Origin of the sequence: Halorubrum laminariae (assembly GCF_024494655.1) — an archaeon.
In the GTDB taxonomy this organism is placed as follows: domain Archaea; phylum Halobacteriota; class Halobacteria; order Halobacteriales; family Haloferacaceae; genus Halorubrum; species Halorubrum laminariae.
The window spans coordinates 166,404-183,471 of the sequence record NZ_JANHDL010000006.1; the positions used below are offsets into that span (position 1 = coordinate 166,404).

14 protein-coding genes are annotated in these 17,068 nt (G+C 62.8%); 8 read left to right on the forward strand and 6 right to left on the reverse strand.

What is annotated here, in order from left to right; genetic code table 11:
- Positions 1 to 164 precede the first annotated feature (164 nt).
- From NO887_RS12150 to NO887_RS12160, 3 genes are all read left to right on the forward strand, one after another.
- Positions 165 to 728, forward strand: a complete 564-nt coding sequence (locus NO887_RS12150; RefSeq protein WP_256418551.1) for a VanZ family protein — start codon at positions 165 to 167, stop codon at positions 726 to 728.
- Positions 729 to 819: 91 nt separating this feature from the next.
- Positions 820 to 1,914, forward strand: a complete 1,095-nt coding sequence (locus NO887_RS12155; RefSeq protein ID WP_256418552.1) for an archaeosine biosynthesis radical SAM protein RaSEA — start codon at positions 820 to 822, stop codon at positions 1,912 to 1,914.
- Between the two features lie 177 nt (positions 1,915 to 2,091).
- Positions 2,092 to 2,295, forward strand: a complete 204-nt coding sequence (locus NO887_RS12160; protein WP_256418553.1) for a DUF8106 domain-containing protein — start codon at positions 2,092 to 2,094, stop codon at positions 2,293 to 2,295.
- A 62-nt stretch (positions 2,296 to 2,357) separates the two neighbouring features.
- Here NO887_RS12160 and NO887_RS12165 read toward each other — a convergent pair whose 3' ends face one another.
- Complete coding sequence (locus NO887_RS12165) at positions 2,358 to 3,155, reverse strand: 5-formyltetrahydrofolate cyclo-ligase (protein WP_256418554.1); 798 nt, start codon at positions 3,153 to 3,155, stop codon at positions 2,358 to 2,360.
- A 181-nt stretch (positions 3,156 to 3,336) separates the two neighbouring features.
- On the opposite strand from NO887_RS12165, the gene NO887_RS12170 reads away from it, so the two are divergent.
- From NO887_RS12170 to NO887_RS12180, 3 genes are all read left to right on the forward strand, one after another.
- On the forward strand, positions 3,337 to 3,969 hold the full coding sequence (locus NO887_RS12170; RefSeq protein ID WP_256418555.1) for a GNAT family N-acetyltransferase: 633 nt from the start codon (positions 3,337 to 3,339) through the stop codon (positions 3,967 to 3,969).
- 74 nt (positions 3,970 to 4,043) lie between these two features.
- A complete protein-coding gene (locus NO887_RS12175; protein ID WP_256418556.1) occupies positions 4,044 to 6,458 on the forward strand; it encodes a DEAD/DEAH box helicase in 2,415 nt (804 codons plus the stop codon).
- Between the two features lie 162 nt (positions 6,459 to 6,620).
- Complete coding sequence (locus tag NO887_RS12180) at positions 6,621 to 8,285, forward strand: cryptochrome/photolyase family protein (RefSeq protein ID WP_256418557.1); 1,665 nt, start codon at positions 6,621 to 6,623, stop codon at positions 8,283 to 8,285.
- Between the two features lie 29 nt (positions 8,286 to 8,314).
- On the opposite strand, the gene NO887_RS12185 is transcribed toward NO887_RS12180, so the two are convergent.
- The 3 genes from NO887_RS12185 to NO887_RS12195 form a co-directional block, all read right to left on the reverse strand.
- Positions 8,315 to 8,677, reverse strand: coding sequence for a DUF7522 family protein (locus NO887_RS12185; protein ID WP_256418558.1), 363 nt, complete (start codon positions 8,675 to 8,677; stop codon positions 8,315 to 8,317).
- A gap of 75 nt (positions 8,678 to 8,752) precedes the next feature.
- On the reverse strand, positions 8,753 to 10,009 hold the full coding sequence (locus NO887_RS12190; protein WP_256418559.1) for an RNA-guided endonuclease InsQ/TnpB family protein: 1,257 nt from the start codon (positions 10,007 to 10,009) through the stop codon (positions 8,753 to 8,755).
- Positions 10,010 to 10,177: 168 nt separating this feature from the next.
- The gene (locus NO887_RS12195; protein ID WP_256418560.1) at positions 10,178 to 11,371 is read right to left on the reverse strand and encodes a Cdc6/Cdc18 family protein; all 1,194 of its coding nucleotides are present in this window, start codon (positions 11,369 to 11,371) and stop codon (positions 10,178 to 10,180) included.
- 954 nt (positions 11,372 to 12,325) lie between these two features.
- Between NO887_RS12195 and NO887_RS12200 the strand changes: the two genes are divergently transcribed.
- The gene (locus tag NO887_RS12200; RefSeq protein ID WP_256418561.1) at positions 12,326 to 13,144 is read left to right on the forward strand and encodes a DUF7117 family protein; all 819 of its coding nucleotides are present in this window, start codon (positions 12,326 to 12,328) and stop codon (positions 13,142 to 13,144) included.
- 392 nt (positions 13,145 to 13,536) lie between these two features.
- Positions 13,537 to 13,764, forward strand: a complete 228-nt coding sequence (locus NO887_RS12205; RefSeq protein WP_256418562.1) for a DUF7385 family protein — start codon at positions 13,537 to 13,539, stop codon at positions 13,762 to 13,764.
- A 62-nt stretch (positions 13,765 to 13,826) separates the two neighbouring features.
- Here NO887_RS12205 and NO887_RS12210 read toward each other — a convergent pair whose 3' ends face one another.
- Both NO887_RS12210 and NO887_RS12215 read right to left on the reverse strand, forming a co-directional pair.
- On the reverse strand, positions 13,827 to 15,512 hold the full coding sequence (locus tag NO887_RS12210) for an MATE family efflux transporter (RefSeq protein WP_256418563.1): 1,686 nt from the start codon (positions 15,510 to 15,512) through the stop codon (positions 13,827 to 13,829).
- Between the two features lie 210 nt (positions 15,513 to 15,722).
- The gene (locus NO887_RS12215; RefSeq protein ID WP_303652313.1) at positions 15,723 to 16,961 is read right to left on the reverse strand and encodes a mechanosensitive ion channel family protein; all 1,239 of its coding nucleotides are present in this window, start codon (positions 16,959 to 16,961) and stop codon (positions 15,723 to 15,725) included.
- Between the last annotated feature and the right edge of the window lie 107 nt (positions 16,962 to 17,068).

Consider the following 17,068-nt stretch of genomic DNA (forward strand, 5'->3'; position numbering starts at 1 on the left):
TAGGTGTTGATTCGCAAAAGTAACCGGAACCTATTACACGTCGGAATCCTCTGTCGCGGCCCCTCACTCCGAATCGAGTGGCTGCGTCCGGCGATTTCGACTCGGACGTGCGCGCTCCGCGGGCCGCACTGGGAGTTAACCCGATCCGTGTCGAAACCCGCGGCGTGTCTCCCCCTCGCCGCGGTCCCCGGACGCACGGTCGCAGCTCTCGGATTCGCAGACGTGATCCGTGGACGCTCGTCGCCGCGATCGTGACGGCCATCCTCCTCGCGTCGCTCGTACCGGTGCCGGACCTCGCGATCGGCTGCGTGCCGGATGGTGGTCAGGGAGCCGGGCTGCTTCCGGCGTGGGTGGGTGTCACCACGCTGTTCCATCTCGTCGGCTACGCGGCCCTCGGTGCGGCCGTGACTCGGGCCGCGCACGCGACGCCGACGGTCGAGCGGAGCAGGCGTGCGGACGACCGTGAGACCGACGCCGTCTCCGCCGACGCGGACAGGAATCCGGCCGCCGCAACCTCGCTCGTCGCCGCCACCGCGGTCGGTATTCCCGTCGCCACCGTGGCCGGAATCCTCGTCGCCACCGCGGTCGGGTTCGGCGTGGAGTTCGCGCAGTCGACCGTTCCGTGGCGATCGTTCGCGTGGACCGACGCCGGCGTCAACACGATCGGCGCGGCCGTCGGTTCGGGAGGCTACGCGGTCCGACAGATCCGGTCGTCCGCGTCGCGGTAGACCGATCGCGACTGCGCGGTTGCCCTCGGTCGATAGTCGATCGAACCGCGATGACGACACGACTTTACGCGCTCGGCCGTTTTCCCCGATAATGAGCAAGCCGAGCCCCGACGCGTACGAGCAGGGGCGCGGGATGGACGCGCACAACGCCGTGATGCGCGACATCCGCGCCGAGCGCTCGGAGACGTACGACCCGACGGAGCCCACCCGCGTGTGGATAGACGAGGACAACACGCCCGACGGTGTCGTGAACTCGCTCACGATCATCCTGAATACCGGCGGCTGCCGGTGGGCCCGCGCCGGCGGCTGCACGATGTGTGGCTACGTCGCCGAGTCGGTCGAGGGCGGCAGCGTCGCCCACGAGGACCTCATGAGTCAGATCGACGCGTGTCTCGACCACGAGGCGGAAAACGCCGAGGCACCCGCAGAGCTGATCAAGATCTACACCTCCGGGTCGTTCCTCGACGAGCGGGAGGTCCCGGCCGAGACCCGCCGAGCGATCGCCGAGACGTTCGCGGACCGCGACCGCATCGTCGTTGAGTCGCTGCCGGACTTCGTCGATCGGGAGAAGATCGGCGACTTCGCGGACCACGGCATCGCCACCGACGTGGCAGTCGGGTTGGAGACCGCGACCGACCGCGTCCGCCGCGACTGCGTGAACAAGTACTTCGACTTCGCCGACTTCGAAGACGCCTGCGGCGAGGCGGCCGCCGCGGACGCGACCTTCGACGCCGACGTGGGGATCAAGGCATACCTCCTGCTGAAGCCCCCGTTCCTCGCGGAGCCCGAGGCCGCGGCGGACATGATCGACTCGATCCGGCGCTGTGCGGCCGTCGAGGGATGTCACACCGTCTCGATGAACCCCACCAACGTCCAGCGATACACGATGGTCGACGAGCTGTTCTTCGAGGGCGGCTACCGGCCGCCGTGGCTCTGGTCGGTCGCACACGTCCTCGAAGAGACGGCTGACGTCGACGCGATCGTCGTCTCCGATCCGGTTGGCCACGGATCTGATAGAGGTGCGCACAACTGCGGCGAGTGCGACGACCGCGTACAGACAGCGATCAAGGACTTCGACCGCCGGCAGGATCCGAGCGTCTTCGAGCAGGCTTCCTGCGAGTGCGAGGCGACGTGGGAGTTGGTGATGGACGAGGAGACCAGCTATAACATGCCGCTGGCCCGCTGACGCGACGACGAGATGTCACAGATCGGAGGGCGACCGACCTCTTGTCTGAACGCCCTCGATATCTCATGTTTGATCAACGAATTTCTCATTTAGCCGGGGATTGATCTATATACACCCATATATACGGATCGATCAGGTCGGACAAGACCCTTATACGTCGGGATACTTGGTGTAGACATGAATGCAGTCGCCAGCAGTCACCGGTCGTCCCGCCGGAAGTCGGTCCTCTTCTGTGCGGAGTGCAGCTTCGAGAGCGCCCTGAACGAGGGATGGCTCGTCGTCAGCGACGGCGACGAGCGGACGGTCGTCTGTCCGGAGTGCGGCCACGTGGCCGACCACCGTCCCGAGCGGTCCGCCCCGGCGTCGCAGTGCGCGGACTGAACAATACCGGGCTGTGAGTTGGTGACCGGACGAGCAGATGAGCCAGTGAATCGATACTCGATCTATTTTTCAGCGGGTGCTCGCTCGGCCAGCACCGGAATCGCCTCGATTGTCTCGTCGTCGAGCGCATCCCAGTCGATCCCGCTCGGTCGGGAGTAGGGCGTCTCCGTTCGGATCGTTCGCTCGGGCGTCGCGATCAGGTCGATCGGAACGTCGTGTGCGTCCGGCTCCGGGAGCGCGGGCTTCGTCTCCGGTGTGTCCGTGTTACTCCCAGCGTTGCCGGTCTCGGTGACGGCCGACTCGGGACCGTCGAGAACCGACAGTTCGTGGACCGTCGTCGCGATCGTCGTGGCCGTATCGACCGCATCCAGTTCGCGGAGGACGCCCCACTCCAGATCGCTGTACCCCTCGCCCTTTCCGATCCGTGCCCCATCAGTCGTGACGCCGACGGAGCCCGAGACCACGAGGTCGATCGTCGGTCCCTCGGCGACCGCCTCGGGCGAGACGGGGTCGCCGTACTCGCCGATACCGGAGACGGTGGTGGCGTCGTCGATCTCGTCGGCGGCGAGGGAAGCGGGGTCGATGCGGAGGAACGGGTCTGAATCTCGCAGTCGCGGCTGGGCGACATACACGGTCTTGCCGGCTCGGAGCGCTGCCCGCCGCACCGGTAACTGTGGTGCGTCGGGATTGCACTTCAGCGTCTCGGCGGCCGCCCACTCCGGCGTCGCTGTCAGCCGCTCGCACGCCGCGTCTGCGCCCGCGAAGTTCGGGATCCGATCGTGGGGCGGAAACGGAAACCGGGCCTGATCGCCCTCGTCGAACGCGTCCCAGACGGCCTCCCGGACGGCCTGCTTGTCCATAGGTGAGCGTACCCCGCAAGCGACAAATACGCGGCGGACCCGAGCGGAACTTCTCGGTTTTTTAATTCCCACAACGTGTGAGTAAATCACACGCATGTGACCTCGCAGATCTCTCGCGCGTATTCTCATCGCCTGAAAGTCTGTCAAGGTCTATATCCCGCCGAAAAGCCAAGGTGCAGCCATGACCGCCGAATCCACCGACGCCGTCTGTGGAGGGTGGGATGCGAGCGAGTGCGAGGGGACGATCCACTGTCCGCCGCGCTGCCCGCGGTTCGTGGACAAACGCGGCGCGCGCTGGACGATTCGGCCGGCCGGGCCAGCGGATCTCGCACCGCTCGCCGAGATGTACGAGCGGTTCGGCCGGGAGGATCGCGCACAGGGGCTCCCGCCTGTCGTTCGCCGCCAGTGCGCGAAATGGATCGAGTCGGTGCTCGCGGAGGGGAACAACGTCGTCGCCGAGCGCGACGGCGAGGTGCTCGGGCACGCGATGTACACCCCGACCGACGCGGACGTTCCCGAACTCGCCGTGTTCGTCCACTCGGCGGCCCAAGACCGCGGAGTCGGGACGGAGCTGTGCCGACACGTGATAGCCAACGCCGCAGCGGCAGACCGCGAGGCGATCGAACTCCACGTCGAGGCCGGAAACCGGATCGCCCGCAACGTCTACCGCACGGTCGGTTTCGAGCCCGGCGAACGCCGGAGCGATCTGCGGATGAAACTGCCGCTCGACGCTCCTGTCGCGACCGAGGTTCGGCTGCCGCCGCTCGCGCGTGAGGGGCCGTCTGAGCCGTCGTACTCCGAGCCGTCGCAGTGACGCGCGCACTGAGAGGCCATCCGGCCGTGCTAACCGCAACCGTTAGGCGCGACCGTCGCGTGAATCGTGTAACCGTGGACGACGCCGTCGAGTGGCTGCAAGATCGCCCGTTCTACGAGGGACAGGTCGCCGAACACCGGCGGCTCCCGGCGCGTGAGCCCGATTTCCGCGATGTCGAACTCGCGCCGCGGATGGCCGACGCGCTCGCGAAAGACGGGATCGATCGGCTCTACCGCCACCAGACCGACGCGATCGAGGCGGTCCGCGACGGCGACGACGTGGTGCTCGCCACCGAGACGGCGAGCGGGAAGTCACTCGCGTACACCGTCCCGGCCTTCGAGGCCGCGATGGACCACGGCGGACGCACGCTCTACATCGGCCCACAGAACGCGCTGATCGCGGACCAAGCGGAGTCGCTGTCGGATCTCGCCGCCGGACTCGGCTTCGGCAGCCGGGTGTCGGTCGACTCCTACACGGGACGGCTCTCCCGAAGCGAGAAGCGCGCGGTGCGCGACCGCGAGCCGACCGTGCTGCTGTCGAATCCCGATATGCTCCACTACGCCCTGTTGCCGTACGCGGGGCGACTCTGGGAGTGGTTCTTCGCCTCGCTGGAGTACGTCGTCATCGACGAGGTTCACAGCTACCGGGGCGTGTTCGGTTCGCAGGTCGCGCTGACCATGCGGCGACTCGCACGTACCTGCGAGCGGTTCGGCTCCAGCCCGCAGTTCGTCTGCTGTTCGGCGACGATCAACAACCCCGTCGAGCACGTCGCGACGGTGACCGGCCGCGACCCCGATGGGATCGCGCTCGTCGACGAGGACGCGTCGGGGCGAGGGCCGCGCGATTGGGTCCTGTGGAACCCGCCGGAGTACGACGACGACTGGGCCGAACGCGGCAGCGGCCGGCGGAAGTCGAGCCACACCGAGACCAAGCGCCTCTTCTGTGACCTCGTGACCGCGGGCGCACAGACGCTGGCGTTCACCCGCGCGCGACAGACCGCGGAGCAGTACGCGACGGACAGCGCGAGCGACCTCCGAGAGCGGGGCGAGCGCGACCTTGCGTCGAAAGTCGGCGCGTACCAGGCCGCGCTGTCGGACGACCGCCGCCGCGAGATCGAAGCCGATCTCCACGCGGGGGACTTGCGGGGCGTGTGGACGACGAGCGCGCTGGAACTCGGTGTCGACGTGGGCGGGCTCGACGCCGTGCTCTTGGATGGCTATCCCGGAACGCGAATGTCGGCACACCAGCGCGCGGGGCGGGCCGGCCGTGGAGACGACCCCGCCCTCGTCGTGATGGTCGGCGGCGAAGACCAGCTCGACCAGTACCTCATGACCCATACGACCGACTTCTTCGAGGCACCACCCGAAGACGCGATCTGCGACCCGGAAAACGACCAGCTGCTCCCCCGACACGTCGCCTGTGCGGCCGACGAGTACTGGCTCTCGCCGGCCGACGAGCGCCTGTTCGGCGACTCGTTCCCCGGCGTGGTGGGATCGCTGACGGACGCCGGAACCCTCGATCGCCGGGAGACGGCACAGGGGCTCCGCTGGGTCCACGCCGGGCCGTCGAGCCCGCAGCAGTCGGTCAATCTGCGAACCGCCGAAGAACGAGAGGTATCGCTGCTCGACAAATCGAGCGGCGAGACGATCGCGACGCTCGGGTTCGCCGACGCCCTGCGGGACGCCCACCCCGGTGCGATCTACCACCAACAGGGGCGCACGTACGAGGTGGTCGACCTCGATCTGGACCGCAACGTCGCCGAGCTACAGCAGTCGTGGGCGGACTACTACACGCGGGTGCTCTCTGAGAAGGATGTCGTCGTGAACGCCGACCTCGCGGAGCACGACCTTTCCGCCCGCCCCGACGTGCCGGTCCGGTTCGCGGACGTCACCGTCACCGAACAGATCACGGGATTCGTCCGGAAAGACGCGGCGACCGGCGACTCGCTCGGCGAGTCGGCGCTCGACCTCCCGGAGACGACGCTCCGAACGAAGGCGCTCTACTTCCCGGTTCCAGCGGACATCGAAGGCGAGATGCGAGCGATCGGAGGGTGGACCGCCGCTGTCGACGGGGGATCGGCAGGTGAGAGTTCGGATAACGGAGACGAGACTCCGCCGGGTGGGGAACACGCGTTCAACGGCGGGATCCACGCCGCCGAACACGGACTCATCTCGCTTTTCCCGTTCCACCTGCTGTGTGACCGCGCCGACATCGGCGGCATCTCGACGCCCTACCACTCTCACACCGACGGGCCGGCGGTGTTCGTCTACGACGGCTATCCCGGCGGCGTCGGTCTCACGCGTCGGGGCCACGAGCGGATCGAGGAGCTGATGGAGCGGACCGCGCGGCTCATTGCCGGCTGCGACTGCGAGGGCGGCTGTCCCGCCTGCGTGCAGTCACCGCACTGCGGGAACGCCAACGAGCCGCTGGCGAAGGGAGCGGCCGTCCACCTGTTGGAATCGCTGACCGGGATCGACGCGACGGAGTAACCGGTGACCTCGCGGTCGGCTCGCGCGTTGTCGGCTGCCACCTCGTCGCCCCGCTGCCACTTCGCCGCCCCGCTGCCACTTCGCCGCCCCGCTGCCACTTCGCCGCCCCGCTGCCGCCTCGTCGCCCGATGGTTTCACAGTGTGCGCGCCCGTGGCGATCCTATGGAACTTTTCTGGCACCGACGGGACCTGCGGGTCGCCGACAACGTCGGGCTCGCGGCGGCCGCAGATCGCGTCGCGTCGGGCGACGGAGGTGCCGACGCCGCCGTCACCGACGATTCCGCCGTCACCAACGATGCCGACGCCACCGTCGACGCCGCCGTCGCGCCCGTCTTCGTCTTCGACGACGACGTGCTCGCGCACGCCAGCGACGTTCGAGTGCGGCGTCTCCTTGACGGGCTCGCAGCCCTCCGTGACGACTACCGCGAGCGAGGGAGCGACCTGCTCGTCGCGCGCGGCGACCCGGTAACCGCGATCCCGGCGATCGCGGACACACTCGACGCCGACCGAGTCGGGTGGAACCGCGATTACTCGGGACTCGCCCGCGAGCGCGACGCGGCCGTCCGGCGCGCGCTCGACGCGAACGGGATCGAGCGCGAGGCGCACCACGACGCGGTCCTCCACGACCCCGACGCGATCCGGACGAACGCCGGCGACCCGTACTCGGTGTACAGCTACTACTGGAAGAAGTGGACCGACCGAGAGAAGGCAGACCCGGTACCGACGCCCGACGCCGAGGCGGTCGCTGACTCCGGGCGATTGGCCGACGCAGTCGATACGGTCGCGCGGTCCGACTCGCCGGGCGCGGCCGGCGGACCGGTCGCGGACGATGGCGACGCGTGGGGCGATGATGCAACGGGCGATGATGCAACGGGCGATGACGCAGCGAGAGGCGACTCCGGGATCGTCGATGTCGCGGTCGGCGATCTCCCCTCTCTCGTTGACCTCGGCTTCGCGGTGCCCGACGCCGACGTGGGCCCGGCGGGGACCGCGGTCGCTCGCGAGCGACTCGACAACTTCCTCGACGAGGCGGTGTTCGCCTACGAGGCCGAGCGGGACTACCCGGCGCGGGAGGCGACCTCGCGGCTCTCGACGTTCCTCAAGTACGGCGAGATCGGTATTCGGGAGACGTACGCGGCGACGGCGAAGGCGATGGCGGCGGCCGAGTCGGACTCGCGGGCAGAGGACGCGCCGGAACAAGTCGAGGAGTTCCAACAGCAGCTCGCGTGGCGGGAGTTCTACGCGCAGGTGCTCTTTCACAACCCCGAGGTGGTGACGGCGAACTACAAGGCGTACGAGGAGGGGATCGAGTGGCGCGACGATCCGGAGGAGATCGCGGCGTGGAAGCGCGGCGAGACGGGCTACCCCATCGTCGACGCCGGGATGCGCCAGCTCCGCGAGGAGGCATTCATGCATAACCGCGTGCGGATGATCGTCGCCTCCTTCCTGACGAAGGACCTCCTCGCGGACTGGCGACACGGATACGCGCACTTCCGCGAGCGCCTCGCCGACCACGACACCGCGAACGACAACGGCGGGTGGCAGTGGGCGGCCTCGACGGGCACCGACGCGCAGCCCTACTTCCGCATCTTCAACCCGATGACACAGGGCGAGCGCTACGATCCGGACGCGGCGTATATCAAAGAGTACGTCCCGGAGTTACGCGGTGTCGACCCGGATGTCGTCCACGGCTGGCACGAACTGTCGCCGACCCAGCGCGCGAACGCCGCACCTGAGTACCCGCACCCCGTCGTCGACCACTCCGAGCGCCGCGAGCGAGCGCTGGCGATGTACAAGCGGGCGCGCGGCGAAGATCCGGAGGAGTAGGAGTCACAGTCTGCGGCCCCGCGTCCCAGCTACTCCGTCGCCCGCGCCTCAGAGACTGCGCTCACTAGGTCGTTCACCGGAAACTCCTCGCCGTAATCGTACGACGCGAATACCGCGTCGTACCGGTCCGAGGGGAACAGGAACACGACGAGGTCGTCGAAGAACAGCGTCTGCGCTTGGTACCGGTTCCGCCCGACGAGTCGCTTGAAGTCGTCGCCCGTTACCTGATTCGACATCACCAACTGATACGCCTCCTCGAGGTCGCCGTCGGAGTAGCGGTCCTCGACATCGTCGCGCACGTACTCGATCTCGAACGAGACGCTCCGCAAGTCGGCGACGACGCGGGGCGTCGGGCCGTCGAAGTCCAGAATCGCTTCGGCGATAGTCGACATATTCCAACGGTTCACCGACGGCACTGTTGACATCCTCCTCCGCCTTCAGGCGGAGGAATCCCGAGCGTTGGGATATTAGAGTTTGCAGTCTCCCTGCCCTCTCGGTGTGAACCGTCCGCTCTCGCGGTCGAACAGGAAGACTCCGGGCTGTGCCAACCAGCCGTTACTCATATCCCCCGTCGGGGGACTCTGAGTTATCTTTCGCCGGATATTCACCGCACCGTTCACGTCCGCGTTCATCGTCGTTTCGCACGATTCACAGATGTACAGACCTCGCTCCACGCGGTTCGTATCTCGAATCTGGCCGCAACACGAACACGTCTTGCTCGTGTTCTCCTCGTCCACACGATCAACAAGAATGCCGTGTTCCTCGGCCTTATATTCGAGCAGACGAGCGAATCGGTCGAACTCCCACCCGTGCAACTTCTTATTTCCCGACGCACCCCAGTGCCGCGAGTCACCGTTCTCGTCTTCGCGGATGTCGCTGAGGTCGCCAACTGCCATCTTCTCCACACCTTCTTCGGCACATCGCTCAACGATGTGTTTGCTGAGGGTGTGGAGGAAGTGGTCTTTGCGCCGGGAGAGTTTCCGCCGAGCCCTCCGCGCACGCTTCGATGGCCCGTTCTCGCCTTCGGTCTGGTACTCCTCACGGGTGAAGTAGTGCTTGTCCTCTTTCAGCGTGTTCCCCGGATACAACTCCGAGGGGCCGTCCTCGTAGTTGATAGCGAGGTAGTTGCTGATGCCGAGGTCGATTCCCGCTGTCTTGTCGCCGGGAGCGTCTTCAACGGGGAGTTCTTTCTTACAGACGAGGTGGAGTTCCCAGCGGTCGCCGTTGTAGACGGCACGCACCTGCTGGATGTTCTCCACCTGTACGTCGGGTCGAGTTTCGTACTCGGCGAGGATGAAGTCAGACCGACTCTGCTTCAGGTTGAAGCCCTTCGAGAGCCGGAGTTGACTATGTTTGTCGTCGTGTTTGATGGCTCGTTTCTTCCACGTGACGGTGGAGCGTGGGTGTCGGTCGCCACGTTTCCTGTAGCCCGGTGGGTTGTTGCCGTCGTCGGAGTTGTACCACCCGGTGAACGCCTCTGCAAGTTCTTCGAGAACTCGCTGACTTGACTGAGAATGCAGGTCACTGTAGCGTTCGTGGTCTTTCAACTCCGATTTCAACTCGGCTTCGTCGGGGATCTCACCGTCCTCATCCCATCGGCCTTGGATATAGTAGCGTCCGGCGTTCCACAGTTTCGACGCAGAGAACCCGCACTGGTCGAGGTCGTCACGAACCTGACTGTGGTTCGTGATTCTGGCGACGTATGTACGGGTCGTCTCCAGCATCGTACTGTGTTCATAATGAGTTATGAGTATATTCTATTAAAGCCTATGTCTGGCGTGGAATATCCGGCCTTGTTGGTACCTGTGGAACGTGTCACTGAGTGACGGCGCGTATCCACGGCCTGAAGGCCGTGGTATTGCGCCTGCTCCGCGTATAATGAGGTAGTTCGGCTACTCTTCGGTCAGCACGTCTTTGACGACGCTCGGATCTTCTAACAGTTGGTGTTTGGTGTAGCTGCCCTCGGCGCTCCCGCCACTGTGTTTCGATTGTTCGATGATGTCGAGAAAGGCGTGTTCTTTGAGCAAATCACGAACGCGTCGAAGAGAGAGGCTGTCTGATCCCTCCTGACGACAGATGTTCTCGTATATTTCGTATACCCGACTCGTCCGGAATCCATCTTGACGCCCGGAAGAGAGCGAAAGGAGTGCGAGCGCTTGAAGCACGTATCGCGAGTGCGGCGTCGATCCCCGGATGAGTTCGCGAAATCGATCGGTTTCCGCGCGCTCGCGGGCCTGTGTGACGAATCCTTCGCGAACGGTCGGCTCGCCGTTCGACTGGGCGATCTCGCCAGCGTATCTGAGGATGTCGATGGCCTTTCGCGCGTCACCGTGTTCACGGGCGGCGAGCGCCGCTGCGCGCGGTATCGTCGACGGTTCGAGCACCTCATCGTGGAACGCGTCGGCGCGGGCCTGCATGATCTCTCTGAGCTGGTTCGCGTCATACGGCGGGAAGACAAACTCACGCTCACAGAGGCTCGATTTGACGCGTTCGTCCATGCGGTCTTTGTACTGGATCTTGTTGCTGATCCCGATGACACCGAGTTTACAATCGGTGATCTTTCCGGCCTCACCGGCTCGGGAGAGTTGCATCAAGATGGCATCGTCGTCGAGCTTATCGATCTCGTCGAGAATGATGAGTACAACATCGTAGCGTTGGTCGAGGATGCGCCAGAGTCGTTTGTAGTACGTCGACGTGGATAATCCCTTATCCGGAACGTTAATTCCAGTCATGTCGGGGTCGTTGACGCTATCTGCGATGGTTTGAACGGCCTGCGTCTCCGTGGTGTCTTGTGCACAGTCTACGTAGGCGAACATCGCGTTGACATCTTCTTCGCCGGCCGTAGAGACGAGCCGCTTCGAGACGTACTTCGCACAAAGCGACTTTCCAGTACCCGTTTTCCCGTAGATGAGTACGTTGCTCGGGCTCTGTCCGAAGATTGCCGGATTAACCGCCGTGGCGAGGTTCGATATCTCGTCGTCACGGCCGACGATCCGTCCCTCGCCGGGGAGATGGCTGATCTCTAGCAGTTCCTTGTTCGCGAATATCGGATCCTCCCTAGTGAAGAGGTCGTCCGCTGCGTCCATGGAGGGGACACCGTGTTTCCGGTGAAATGTATTCCGCTTCGAGTGGGGGAATTTCGGTTTGAGACACACACCGTATTTCCGGTGAAATGGGCGGGGAAGAGTAAAGTGAGGTGGAGTAGGGTAGGAGCGGATAATGTGAGAAACGAGGATACAGTAAGAGAGAATAGACACAAAACGACTAAAATGAAAACAGTGGAGAGGAGTAGTCTGACCCATCAGAAACGTAGTCTAATCGGCCGAAGATGTAGGTAATTTCACTGGGGCGTAGTTAGATCCGCTAGGAGCAGAATTAGACCCACTAGAAGCGTGATAGATTCACCGGAAACGTGGTGTCAATCTGTCCACGTGGATATCTGGTCCGCGTAGATATCTGGTCCGCGTAGATATCTGGTCCGCGTAGATATCTGGTCCGCGTAGATATCTGGTTCGGGAAGGCCCAGATCGGTTTAATAGTTGATGATAGTTGATGTGACCGTATCGTGTTCGCCGCTACGGTGAGTATAGAGAAACACGTCTAGTAGCAGGATTGCATTTCCGATGAAACTAGCGCTGTCGCTATTATGCTAGTCGCTGATCCACTTAGTGGACGATACACAGATGTAATATAAATAATTAGTGAAATCATCTACCGTCGAAAATTCCGGCAGAGCAGAAACCAACGCTCACAATCCACCCACCGCCACCCATTTCACCGGAAATACGGTGTGCCACTCCCGTCATAATGTCTCTATTATCCATCGACGTTTCTCTAAAAAATATTCAGACATCGTGGAAGTAGGACGCTCAGACGCCGTGGAATATCGTGTGTTAATCGTGATCGCTGCTGCGAACTCGTAAATCCTGTTTTCGACACGTGTGTGGTACTCACGATGTACAAACAGTGTACGACGTTCACACAGATTCAGTGATACAGTGATACACAGACGTTTACCCCGCAGAGACCGACACACCGGTATGAAAGTTCGCGGCGAACGCGAGTGCCAACAATGCGGAACACGCTGGTCGTATTACGAGACGGGGTCCATCGAGTGTCCCGAGTGTGAGAGCCTGCGGAGCGTCGGGTTGAACGATCGAACTACACATACCGACACCCCCGTGAAACTCGATCTCAGCGCCCATCAGTCTCGGTTCGGCGAGGCACATGAGACGCTGCCGAAAGATGGTGTCACAGAGCTAAAAACCGACATCCGCGAGTACACGCGCAAGCGGGGGTTTATTCGAGGTGGCGAACTGCTCACACTCGATTCCGCCTACCTCGCAGCGCGCGAACTACTCGAAGCAGTTGATATCTACGATCGGATACGCGACCCGACTGACACCGAGCGCGAGTACCTTTTCAGCCTTCTGGCCGGTGCAGCAGACGGAGTTCGTCCCCCGACCGAAGACGTTCCCGAATCGCTCCGAAAAGCGCGTGGTATGGCAACTGTGCACGCAGTGGAGGAGTATCGAAGAGATCTCCTTGTATATCTTGACGAACTGGAGTCGCGAGAGGTGTCAGACGACACCGTCAGCAGCGAGACGGATCGTGACGCGGTTGGTGAGACCGTTAAACGTGACAGCGATACCGCTGCTTCTCGATCGTCTCTCGCCCAGAACGTGCTCGAACAACTCCGTGATCGTACGAAACGCGTCGAAGCGCTCGGTGGTGACGTATCTCCCACCGATGCCGATGCTCTCGTCAACGCGGCGAACGCGATCGGCGAGTTCATCAGAAACGGCGACGACATCGCCCTCACCCGGGCACAAGACACGCTTTCTGAACAATCGATTTAGGAGAGATAACCGGCATCGCTGAGCGTCTGTACTCGGCCGATACTCAGTGAACGTCTGTACTCGGCCGATACTCAGTGAACGCTCGATAGAACGGATTCTCTCAGTCGACTAATCGGTAGCGCGGAGTTCCCCTCCTCACGACTGTGGTCAGCTTCAGACTTAGCAGGCTTTCATCCCATCAGAGCCGACTTACACCGTCCATCTTCATGACAGTAAGATCCCTACGGTGGTATCATTTTCACACTGAATCAGATCCTCACACCGAAGTCAGTTCCCGAAGCGAAACTGATCCCGAAGCGAAACTGATCCCGAAGCGAAACTGGTCTCAAAACCAAAATCAACGCTGATACTTACGGGAATACATTGACTGTCTCCCGAGCGGACACAGATCTATGGTGCGGTTCGATATCCATGACCACCGTCACGCGCTCAAACAGCTGAAAGACACCGGCGAGACAAGCCTCTGGGAGAACCGAAAAAATATCTCTTGCCCGGTCTGTGAGGATCCGTTCACGCGTCTGTTTACCATGTCCGAAGACAAAATGATATTCCCCGAAAACGACGGCGCACGGTTTTGTCTCCTCCGTGACGACGACGCGATCCACCTCTTCCGCCACTGATCCCACGTGATGACCATTCAACCTACAAGTTGTCAGTTACCGACTACTTGAACCGCTCGAAGTCAGTCATCGCCCGCTGGATCGACATCGCGCGTGGGATCGTCGATATACCGCTCGGACCACGTACCACGTGCGAACCACGCGACGCCGACGGCCGCCCCGAGGATGTTTCCGATCGCCATCCCGACCCAGACCCCAGTTTCGCCCCACCCGGCGACGAAGACGAGGTAGGAAACACTCGCGACTCGGCCAACCCAGAGCGTGAGAATCGAGATAACCATCGCTGTCTTCGTGTTCCCGGCACCGCGGAACGCGCCGAGAATGACCTGCGAAACGCCGATGAACGCGAACTCGACCGATCGGATCCGCACGTACTCGACGGCGTACGAGATGGTCGCGGGCGCGTCGGGAACATCTCCCAGAAACACGCCGACGATCGGCTCTGTGAACGTGACAGCGACGACGGCAACGAGGAACATGACGCCCGCGCCGGTCCCGGCGGCGAGTCTGACCGCACGCGCCGCGCGGTCGGCGCGATCGGCACCGAGGTTCTGGCCAACCATCGTGTCGATCGCCCGTCCGAGCCCCATCGCGGGGAGGAACACGAGAGAGATGAGTCGGTTCCCTAGCCCGTACGCGGCGACAACCGGTGGCGAGAACGTCACGATCATGGCGGTGAGTGTGATCATCGCCAGCGCGCTCGTCGTCTGCTCGACGCTGGAGGGGAGTCCGAGACGGAAGATGTCACCGATGAACTCCGTGTCTGGCCGGAGGTGTTCGAGGCCGACCGTCGGACCGAGGTCGGTCGCGAACAACACCCATACGCCGATCGCGGTGGCAACCCCACGGGAGAAGATCGTCGCTATCGCAGCGCCCTCGATCCCGAGTCCGGTGAACCCGGTTGCTGCGAGCGCGGACGCTTGAATCGTCAGCGGATCGAGCGACGAAACGATCGGAACTTCGGTGAGCCACCCGAAGAGCGGATTGTCCGCGAATCCAAATATCAAAAACGGGTCGAGGAGCACGTTCAGGAAGACGGACACGATCATCACTGCCATCGGTGTTCGGGTATCTCCGTATCCGCGCATCAGTGCGGAGAAGACGAAGAAACCGAACATCAGCGGAATCCCGGCGAAGATAACTTCCATATAGTCTGCGGCGAGGGGAATGACCGCCGCAGCCGTCTGTGGATCGCTCGGGAGAAGTTCCAGAGCGGGACGGGTGTAGAGGTAGCCGCCGACGCCGATAAACACCGATAGGATCGCGACGGTGACCATCGTCTGTCCGGCGACAAGCCCCGCGGACTGATCGCCGTCGGCACCGGTGTACTGTGCCACAAGTATCGCACCCGCGGTCGTGAACCCGCCGGCGACGGCAATGAGTAGGAATATCAGCGGAAACGCAAGGCTGATCGCGCCGACCGCGTCAGCTGATAACCGCCCCAGATACAGGGTGTCGACGACGTTGTACGTCACCTGTAGCAACTGGATCATCACGATCGGCCACGCAAGGCGGAACAGAGGTCCAACGAGGCTCCCTTCCGTGATCGACTCCACAGAAATTCCGGCGTCGCTCATCGTGTCGTCGTCAGAGGTCTTCTCACCTCCGTCCGATACGTCGTCAGATATCCCCTCATCGACGCTTGATGTGTCGTCATCTGTCCGACCACCGCCGGTCGCTGTAGTTTCGTCGGACGAGGTATCGGACTGATCGGAGCCTGACGACTCCTTGGAGGGCTCGTCACTCACTCGTATATATAGGGAGATTGTAGCGCATCACCTTTCCGATCCGCGCGCGGTAGAGCCTGCACCATCATCAGCATCGTATAGATAACATCAAAATTTGTACAATAAAAAGACAATATATCAACTATATATCAACAATGTATCATCAGTAAATATACAGAATTCGGGATTATAAACCAGAACACGTATCGGATGCCCGGACCGTCGGTCACGTCACGACGAGGAGTTTCCATCACCCTCATCAGCCGAGACATCATCGGGGCGGCGTCCGACCGCGTTTTGGCCGCCTCCCGTGTCTCTCTCACTTCCAGTATCGGTATGCTCAGCAGAGCCGCTTGTGTCCGGGGTTCCCATGTCGTTGTCGTCTAGAATTCGATCGTCGATCGCGGTCTCGTCGTCATCCTCGTCGGCAGGGACCGCGTCGGCGGCATCCTCCGCAGCAATATCCTCGTCGGCGACATCGGCCTTGAACTCCTCTGTGGTGGGGCCGTCACCGCTGGCGGCATCGGCGGGTCCGTCGATGCGGGCCACGCCGGACGTGTCGTCGAAGACGAGGTGGCGGTGCGGGTACGCCATCTCGACATCGGCGTCGGCGAGCCGCTCGCGGATTCGAGTGTTCACGTCGGACTGCACCTTCGCGAGCTTGTAGGGCTTTTTCACCCAGTAGCGGAGCCGGAGTAACACCCCGTCGTCGCCGAACTCGTGCAATCGACAGTCGGGGCTGGCCGTGTACCGAGCGACACCCACGCGGATGTCCGGACCGCCGTCGATCACGGCGTCGCAGTCGCGCGCGCCCCGTTCGATGAGACGACGCGCTTCGGGAATGTCGCTCTCGTAGGTGACGAGCACGTCGATCGTCCGACGCGTCCGTTCGTCTTCGGCCGAGAAATTCGTCACATCGCGCTCGCGCATGGTCCCGTTCGGCACGACGATGAACGTGTTATCGAGCGTGAATATCTTCGTGTAGCGGATCGTGATATCATCGACGAATCCGGTCGTTCCGTTCTCCAGTTCGATCATGTCGCCGATTTCGAACGGCTGATCGGCGAGCACGAAGATTCCGTTGATGAAGTTCCCCACGATCGGTGCGAGGATGATACCGATCACGGCGGAAAAGACCGCAGTTCCGAGAAGCAGATCGGCGAACTGGAAGCCGGCAACTCCGAGTCCGATAAGCGTCGCGAGCGTGATCGTTCCGACTCGGACTCCCCGAACGATGGTCTGTGCGACGCTCTGTCGAGACACTCGACGCGCAACCGGCCGACCGATGAGCCGTACGAGAAACTTCGACACGAGTACGCCGATTCCGGCGGATACGAGAACGATCAGCAGTCCCGAGCCCGGAAGCGACGACAACGCCGGTCCCGGAAGCGACGGCAGCCGCGCGACCCAGTCCGCAAACGGGATCGCGGCGGCGTTCGCGGTGAGACCGATCGCGTCGGGGCGCGTCATAGCGAATCTGCCGTCGGCCACCCGAAAAAGGGTTTCTCCCGAGGGGTTCCCGAGAATCCCGACGACTCTCACCACCATTCACTCTCTTCTCCATTCACCCTCATCGT